At 69.9% G+C, this 7,469-nt stretch carries 9 protein-coding genes; 2 read left to right on the top strand and 7 right to left on the bottom strand.

The genetic code is table 11. The features are described 5' to 3' along the window. Window positions 1–84: 84 nt before the first annotated feature. The 5 genes from AB0917_RS32655 to AB0917_RS32635 form a co-directional block, all read right to left on the bottom strand. Entirely contained in the window at window positions 85–801 is a 717-nt protein-coding gene (locus AB0917_RS32655) for a class E sortase (protein WP_366823332.1), read from the bottom strand. A 25-nt stretch (window positions 802–826) separates the two neighbouring features. Then, window positions 827–2,191, bottom strand: coding sequence for a class E sortase (locus AB0917_RS32650; RefSeq protein WP_366823333.1), 1,365 nt, complete (start codon window positions 2,189–2,191; stop codon window positions 827–829). Between the two features lie 191 nt (window positions 2,192–2,382). Beyond that, window positions 2,383–3,021, bottom strand: coding sequence for an aminodeoxychorismate/anthranilate synthase component II (locus AB0917_RS32645; protein ID WP_366823331.1), 639 nt, complete (start codon window positions 3,019–3,021; stop codon window positions 2,383–2,385). Beyond that, entirely contained in the window at window positions 3,018–3,206 is a 189-nt protein-coding gene (locus tag AB0917_RS32640; RefSeq protein ID WP_366823330.1) for a hypothetical protein, read from the bottom strand. The genes AB0917_RS32645 and AB0917_RS32640 overlap by 4 nt, the downstream gene beginning before the upstream one ends. Window positions 3,207–3,353: 147 nt before the next feature. Beyond that, entirely contained in the window at window positions 3,354–4,121 is a 768-nt protein-coding gene (locus AB0917_RS32635) for a DUF881 domain-containing protein (protein ID WP_366823329.1), read from the bottom strand. A 142-nt stretch (window positions 4,122–4,263) separates the two neighbouring features. On the opposite strand from AB0917_RS32635, the gene crgA reads away from it, so the two are divergent. Beyond that, on the top strand, window positions 4,264–4,518 hold the full coding sequence (gene crgA / locus AB0917_RS32630) for a cell division protein CrgA (protein WP_366823328.1): 255 nt from the start codon (window positions 4,264–4,266) through the stop codon (window positions 4,516–4,518). A 393-nt stretch (window positions 4,519–4,911) separates the two neighbouring features. Here the strand turns inward: crgA and AB0917_RS32625 are convergent, their stop codons facing one another. Then, window positions 4,912–5,817: a rhomboid family intramembrane serine protease gene (locus AB0917_RS32625; protein WP_366823327.1), complete on the bottom strand. Its 906-nt coding sequence runs from the start codon at window positions 5,815–5,817 to the stop codon at window positions 4,912–4,914. Between the two features lie 160 nt (window positions 5,818–5,977). Beyond that, window positions 5,978–6,505 (bottom strand): peptidylprolyl isomerase, encoded by a 528-nt coding sequence (locus tag AB0917_RS32620; RefSeq protein ID WP_366823326.1) that lies wholly within the window; start codon window positions 6,503–6,505, stop codon window positions 5,978–5,980. 279 nt (window positions 6,506–6,784) lie between these two features. On the opposite strand from AB0917_RS32620, the gene AB0917_RS32615 reads away from it, so the two are divergent. Continuing rightward, window positions 6,785–7,469: DUF5324 family protein (locus tag AB0917_RS32615; protein ID WP_366823325.1), on the top strand; the 685-nt coding region annotated here is incomplete at its 3' end.

Genomic DNA, 7,469 nt, shown 5'->3' with positions numbered 1-7,469 from the left:
CTGTGGCTCGTCATTGGCTGGCGTGGGCGTCTTGGGCACGCATCGACAAGGCGACCCGCTCGGCCGTACCGATGGGGATCTCCCCTACCACGGTGTACGGTCCTTGTCGACCTTCTCCGTGCGCTCCAGCTCGCCCCAGACGATGTACCGGTACTTCGACGTGTAGACCGGGGTGCAGGTCGTCAGCGTGATGTAGCGGCCGGGCTTCTTGACGCCCGACTCCTCGGGGACCGGCTGGATCACATCGACGTTGAACTTCGAGGTCTCGGGGAGCGACTTGTAGACCTTGTAGACGTACCAGACGTCCTTGGTCTCGAAGACGACCGCGTCACCGTTCTTCAGCTTGTCGATGTTGTGGAACTTGGCGCCGTGCCCGTCCCGGTGCGCGGCCAGCGTGAAGTTGCCCTCGTCGTCCCAGGGGAGGGCGGAGGGGACCGGGTCCGTGTAGTAGCCCGCGATGCCGTTGTTCAGGGTCTCGGGGTCGGTGCCCTTCTTGACCAGCACCTCGCCGTTCTTCATGGCGGGGACGTGCAGGAAGCCGATGCCGTCCTTGGTGTCCAGGGCGCCCGGACCCTCCGCCCACTTGCTGCGGACCGTGTCGCCCTGCTTGCCGGCCTCCCGGTCGGCGAGCACGTTGGTCCACCACAGGGAGTACGCAACAAAGAGCGCGAGCACCAGGCCCGCGGTGATCAGCAGCTCGCCGAAGACGCTGACGGCCGTGGCGATGGGGTGCCTGCCGGGGCGGGGTGCCGGGGGCGTGGACATGTCGGTCCGCTCGTCGTGCTCGGTCCTCGCTGCCACCGCACCGCCCCTGTCGTGATGATGTTCAGCCCACGAGCGCCTTGGGCTTTCCCTCGCCGCGCGGCCGTTCGTCGACCATCTTGCCCCAGACGATCAGCCGGTAGGTACTCGTGAACTCCGGTGTGCAGGTCGTCAGCGTGATGTACCGGCCCGGCTCGGTGAACCCGGATCCGACCGGGATCGGTTCGATCACCGAGATGTTGGACGGCGAGGTCTGCGGCAGGATGCTGGTCATCTCGTACGTGTAGTACGCGTCCCGTGTCTCGACCACGATCGGGTCTCCGGGGCTGAGTTTGTTGACGTAGCGGAACGGTTCTCCGTGGGTGTTGCGGTGGCCGGCCACCGCGAAGTTCCCCTGCTCGTCCTCGGGCATCGCCGTCTTGAGCTTGCCCTCGCCGTAGTGGCCGAGCATGCCCCGGTCGAGGACCTTCTCCTTGTTGATGCCCTCGGCGATCGGGACGACGACGTCCAGCTTGGGGATGTGCATGATCGCGAAACCCTGGCCGGGCGCGAACACCCCGGGCTTGCCCGCACCGTTGGCCCATTCCTCCTGGATCTTGTTCGCCTCCTTGCCTGCGATCTGCTCGGCCCGGACGTTGGTCCACCAGAGCTGGTAGGTGACGAACAGCAGCATCAGGACGCCCAGCGAGATGAAGATCTCGCCGACGGCCCGGCTGGCGACCACGGCCGGACTGTCCTTGGCCGCCTTCGCCGCGCGCCGCGCCTCCACCCGGGACAGGGGAGCGGCGGGCGTGGCCGCCGCCGGTGCGGAAGCCGGTCCCGTACGACGGCGGCCGCGGCCCTTGGCCGCCCTGCGCCGCTCGGCACGCCCTCCGGTGACCGGGTCGGACGGGTCGGACAGGTGGGACGGGTGGGACGGGTCGGACGGGTCGGGCAGGTGGGACTGCTCGGACTGTTCGGGTCGCTGGGACCGCTCGGGCTGTTCGGGTCGCTGGGGCTGCTCGGCGGGTATTTCCCTACGGGGCCGGGGCCCCGGGGCGTGCTCCCCGGCCGCGACCGTTCGCCGGGTGTCCGCGGTCCGCAGTCCGATGGTCTCGTCGACCGGGGGGACGGGAGCGGCGCCTTCTCCTACGGGAACGGCCGCGGGAGAAGGCGCAGAGGGCTGCTGGGGGCCGTACCAGTCCCGTTGGTACCCCTCGGGGTCGTACCACTCGCTCGGGGCCCCCTGGGGCTGCTCAGGCCCCCCGTACGCAGGAGGCCGGGGCCCCTCCGCCGGCGCCGCGGACTGCCGATCCGCGGCCGGGGCACCCTGGGGGGCCTCGCTCCGGAACCACGGGGAGGCGTGCTGCCCCGGCGGCGGACCGTTGAGGGGATCCGGCAGCGGACCGTTGAGCGGGTCCGTGAGCGGACCGTTGAGGGGGTCCGGCAGCGGGCCGTCGAAGGGGTCCGTGAGCGGATCCTTGAGCGGGCCCGGCAACGGGCCGTCGAGCGGACCCGGCAGCGGATCGTTGAGCGGGTCCGCGAGTCCGTCCACCGCCGAGACGAACGCCCCGTCGGCCCCGTACGCCCCTTGCGCGTACGGGCCCTGAAGTCCGGTGTCGTCCTCGGGGCGGGGTGCGGTCACGCGGCGGCCTTGCCCACCACCGGCGCGAGACCCGCCGACCGCGCGACGGCCCCCTGGTCGCCGCACTGCTCCAGCCAGTTGGCGAGCATCAGGTGGCCGTACTCGGTGAGCACCGACTCGGGGTGGAACTGCACACCCTCCACGGCCCGGTCCCGGTGGCGCAGCCCCATGATGATGCCGTCCGCCGTGCGGGCCGTGACCTCCAGCTCCGGCGGCAGCGCGCCCGGTTCGGCGGCGAGCGAGTGGTAGCGGGTGGCGGTGAAGGGGGAGGGCAGCCCGGCGAAGACGCCCTTGCCCTCGTGGTCCACGGGGGAGGTCTTGCCGTGCAGCAGCTCGGGGGCCCGGGCGACGACACCGCCGTACGCGACGGCCATGGACTGCATCCCCAGGCAGACGCCGAAGACCGGAACGCCGGTGTCGGCGCAGTGGCGCACCATCTCGACGCAGACCCCGGCCTGCTCGGGCGTGCCGGGGCCGGGGGAGAGCAGGACGCCGTCGAAGCCGTCCTGGGCGTGGGCGGTGGTCACCTCGTCGTTACGCAGCACCTCGCACTCGGCGCCGAGCTGGTAGAGGTACTGGACGAGGTTGAAGACGAAGCTGTCGTAGTTGTCCACGACGAGGATGCGTGCGCTCACTGCTCGGCTCCTGCTCCACCGGCGCTCGCGCCGTCGACGGTCACGTCACCGAACGGGAGCAGCGGCTCCGCCCAGGGGAAGACGTACTGGAACAGCGCGTAGACGACCGCGAGAACCAGCACGAGCGCGATGATGCTCCGCACCCATGCGTTGCCCGGCAGATGCCGCCAGATCCAGCCGTACATGCTGACCCCTCCATTCGGTACCGCGACCAGACTAGAGTGCCGCGGCCGGAGAGTGGGTCCGCTGTGGAAAAGCTCGGCTCGGCCGCGAGGAGCCGGCGGCCTGCCCTCGCTCACCGGGCGTATCGCGTCCAGGTGATCAGCTCGGGCTCACTCCACGGGCTTCGCGTAGTGGAGGTCCACGGTGCCCGAGTAGCCGGGGAGGGTCACCGCGTCGTCCTCCTCGACCTTCCAGCCCAGCCCGTACGCCTTCACGTACAGCTGGTAGTTCTGGATCGCCGTGGAGTTGTCGAGCGCCTTCCTGAGCTTGCCGGGGTCGCCGACGGCGGTCACCTTGTACGGCGGTGAGTAGACGCGGCCCTGGAGGATCAGGGTGTTGCCGACGCAGCGGACCGCGCTGGTGGAGATCAGCCGCTGGTCCATCACCTGGATCCCGCGCGCCCCGCCCTGCCACAGGGCGTTCACCACGGCCTGGAGGTCCTGCTGGTGGATGACCAGGTCGTTGGGCTGGGGCTCGGGGTAGCCGGGGTTGGCGGTGGCGTCGGGGGGCGCGTCGTCGAGGGTGACACTGACGGCGTCGCCGGTGATCTTCGTGGTGCCGGCCGCCTTCTCCAGGGCCTTCAGCTTGGCGTCCTCGGCCGCGGTGGAGCCGTCGTCGCGCTGGGCGAGCGCGTCGATGTCCGCACGCGCGGATGCGACCGACTCGTTCAGCTCGGCGTTGTTCTCGCTCCGTTCCTTGATCAGGTCGGAGAGCTTGAGCAGGGAGGAGTCACTGCGCAGATTGGTGCCCTTGGCCGTGTTGGCGCTCGTGACGAAGATCAGTCCGGCCAGGGCGAAAACAGCAGCGGTGAGCCCCCGGGCCACCCACACGGAGGTGGGCCGGGCCGGGCCTTCGGGAGAGTCGGCAGAATTGCTCAACGTACCCTTATCTCATCGGGCGCCATGGAAGCACTACGCTAACGGACGCCCGGGGGAGGCAGCGTTCCCCCTGGCACCCCCGCCCCGGCGCCCGCCACAGATCCCTGCGCGGTCACGCAGCGCATCGACAGGAGAGTCCCTCGTGCCGAAGTCACGTATCCGCAAGAAGGCCGACTTCACGCCGCCCCCGGCGAAGCAGGCAACGGCCATAAGGCTGACCAACCGCAGCTGGGTCGCCCCGGTGATGCTGGCCCTGTTCCTCCTCGGGCTGGCCTGGATCGTGGTGTTCTACGTGACCGAAGGCGATCTGCCGATCGACGCCCTGGGCAACTGGAACATCGTCGTGGGCTTCGGCTTCATCGCGGGAGGCTTCGCCGTCTCCACGCAGTGGAAGTAGCGCTCAGCCCTTCCCGCTCGGCCTGCACCGCCCTACCTGTCTCAGCCCTGCCTGTATCTGCTCGGCCTGCCTTCGCGCAAGCCTTGCCCTGAGTTACCCACAGGGTTATCCACAGGCGGGGGAAAAGGTCAGCCGATCTGTGGATAACTTTCACTCAAGTTGACGCCGGTGTGACTGCAGCCCCCCTCGGCGAGGGGGGCTGCATCTCGTGCCCCAGCGGGAAAACCCAGCTCAGCGACGGTGGGCACAGATGTTCCCCTTGCCATGCACAAGACTCTGCCCTCACTGTGGACAACCGAGGTCTGCCCTGGGGGCAGAGGGCCTTTCGGCGCGCCCTTTCCGGGCGTGCCCCTCTCTGTGCCCGGCTACCGATGTGTGGCTACCGGCGCGTGCTCAGCTCAGGGACATCGTCCGGGCGACGATGATCGCCACCGTCGCCAGCAGCACCAGCGCACAGGTCCCGGCCTGCACAGCCGTACGCCGCTCACGCGGTGCGTGCACCATCCCGACCGCGATCAGGGCGCCCGCGACGAGGCCGCCCACATGGGCCTCCCAGGCGATACCACCCATGGTGAAGGTGAAGACCAGGTTGATCGCCAGCAGCACCAGCACCGGGCGCATGTCCTGGTTCATCCGGCGCATCAGCACGGCGGTGGCGCCGAACAGGCCGAAGACCGCACCGGACGCACCGAGCGACGGCTGGTTGGGAGCGGCGATCAGATACATCAGGGCGCCGCCCGCGAGGCCGGAGAGCAGATAGAGCGCGAGATAGCGGACGCGGCCGAGCGCGGCCTCCAGCGGTCCGCCGAGCCACCACAGCCCCAGCATGTTGAACCCGATGTGCCAGATCTCCTGGTGCAGGAACATCGAGGTCACCAGGCGGTACCACTGCCCCTCGGCGACACCTTCGATCGAGCCCGGCGGCGGTGTCGGGTCCCAGGCCCGGCCGAGCAGCACCAGGTCGTCGAGCAGGGACTCGGGGGCGGCGGCGACCAGGACGAAGACCGCGAGATTGATGCCGAGCAGGATCTTGGTGATCAGCCGTGGATCGGCGGCCACGGTCCCGCCGGCCAGCGTGCGGGGCATGCTCGCGGCCGGGTGGTGGCCGGTGCCCGAGCCCTGGCGTACGCAGTCGGGGCACTGGAAGCCGACGGAGGCGCTGACCATGCACTCCGGGCAGATCGGCCGCTCGCAGCGCGTGCAGCTGATCCCGGTCTCCCGGTCGGGGTGCCGGTAACAGGTCGGCACGGCCTCCCCGCTCCGCGGTGCGCCCCGGTCCGCCGGCGGGTGCTGGTCCATCGGTCCTGGCCTGCCTCTCGAATCTCGCCCCGGGCGCCGCGCACACGACTGCCCCGCTGGTCCGCTATGTAACAGTACGGACGGGCGGGGCGGTTGGTTCCCGCCGCCCCCGGTCGTCCCCGGCAGGAGCGGCCGAGGCGGCCCGGGTGCGGAAGGCCGGTCAGCGGGTCTCGACGACGACCGACTCGATGACCACGTCCCGCACGGGGCGTTCGGTACGGGGGTTGGTCGGGGTGGCCGCGATGGCGTCGACGACCTTGCGGCCCGCCTCGCCGGCGACCTCGCCGAAGATGGTGTGCTTGCCGGTCAGCCAGGCGGTGGGCGACACGGTCAGGAAGAACTGCGAGCCGTTGGTCCCGGGGCCCGCGTTGGCCATGGCCAGCAGGTACGGCTTGGTGAAGGCCAGTTCCGGGTGGAACTCGTCGGGGAACTCGTAGCCCGGCCCGCCCGTGCCGTTGCCCAGCGGGTCGCCGCCCTGGATCATGAACCCGCTGATGACCCGGTGGAAGACGGTGCCGTCGTACAGCCGGTCCGTGGACTTCGCGCCGGTCCCGGGGTTGGTCCACTCCCGCTGTCCAGTGGCCAGTTCGACGAAGTTCCTGACCGTCTTGGGGGCGTGGTTCGGCAGGAGCCGGATCTCGATGTCGCCCTGGCTGGTCTTCAAGGTGGCGTAAAGCTGCTCGGCCACGATCTGCCTTCCGTAATCCTTCGCTGACGTCCGCCGATCCTCCCACGGACCGGGAAATGTACGGCCGGATGCCTGGTGAAACGGCGCGTTCACCGCCGAACCATGGCATTGTCGTCGGCACGCTTGACTCGCACTGTTTTACCGACTTCAACTGTTTTGACGGAAATGGCGGCCATGACCCGGATGCCCGTCCGGAGTGCCGGTCATGGCCGTGCCAGGCATGATTTCGAATTGGGCGGAAAGGCGGAGTACCTACCCGCCACCAAGGAGGAGGATCCCGTGACCCGCATCGACAGCGTGCGCGCCGCAACCGACTCGGCCAGGGACAGCGCGCAGCACGCCGCGGAAGTGGTGGCGCCGTACGCCGACACGGCCAAGGAGCAGGCTGCCCACTATGCGCACGAGGCCCGTGTACGGCTCGCGCCCAAGGTGACGAAGGCCGCCAAGCAGGCCCGTGTCCAGTACGAGTCCCATCTCGCACCGCGTCTCGAACAGGCCCTGACCCATGTGCCGCCGAAGGTCGACGAGGCCGCGCAGCGTGCGGCGCACTCGACCCGGAAGGCCGCCCGGACCGCCGCCGACTACACCGCGCCGCGCGTCGAGCAGGCGCGGGCGGCGGCCCAGCCGGTGGCCGAGCACGCCTCGGCCCGCAGCGCGGCCGCCCTGGCCGCACTGCGGTCCACGGTCACGGCCAAGGAGATCCAGAAGCTGGCCCGGAAGCACGAGCGGCGGGCCAAGGCCGGCCGGGCGACCAAGGGGCTCCTGCTGCTGGGTGTCCTCGCCGGCGGCGCCTATGCCGCCTGGCGCTGGTGGGACAAGCAGGCCAACCCGGACTGGCTGGTCGAGCCGCCCGTCGCCACGGAGGTCGGCGCGCCCATCCGCGAGGAAAACCTGTACGTCCGGGTAGTATTTGAAATAGCCCTGAAGCGATGGAATACGCTCCTCACTGGGCTGCGGGACGTAG

This window comes from Streptomyces sp. NPDC007346, assembly GCF_040703535.1.
Lineage (GTDB): Bacteria > Actinomycetota > Actinomycetes > Streptomycetales > Streptomycetaceae > Streptomyces.
The sequence above is the reverse complement of the archived record's forward strand: the minus strand, read 5'-3'. Positions and strand labels throughout refer to the sequence as shown.

What these genes read in the sequence shown, in the direction of transcription:
- AB0917_RS32640 (WP_366823330.1), bottom strand. Translation starts at nt 3,206, where the DNA reads ATGTACGGCTGGATCTGGCGGCATCTGCCGGGCAACGCATGGGTGCGG.
- AB0917_RS32625 (WP_366823327.1), bottom strand. Translation starts at nt 5,817, where the DNA reads ATGGACCAGCACCCGCCGGCGGACCGGGGCGCACCGCGGAGCGGGGAG.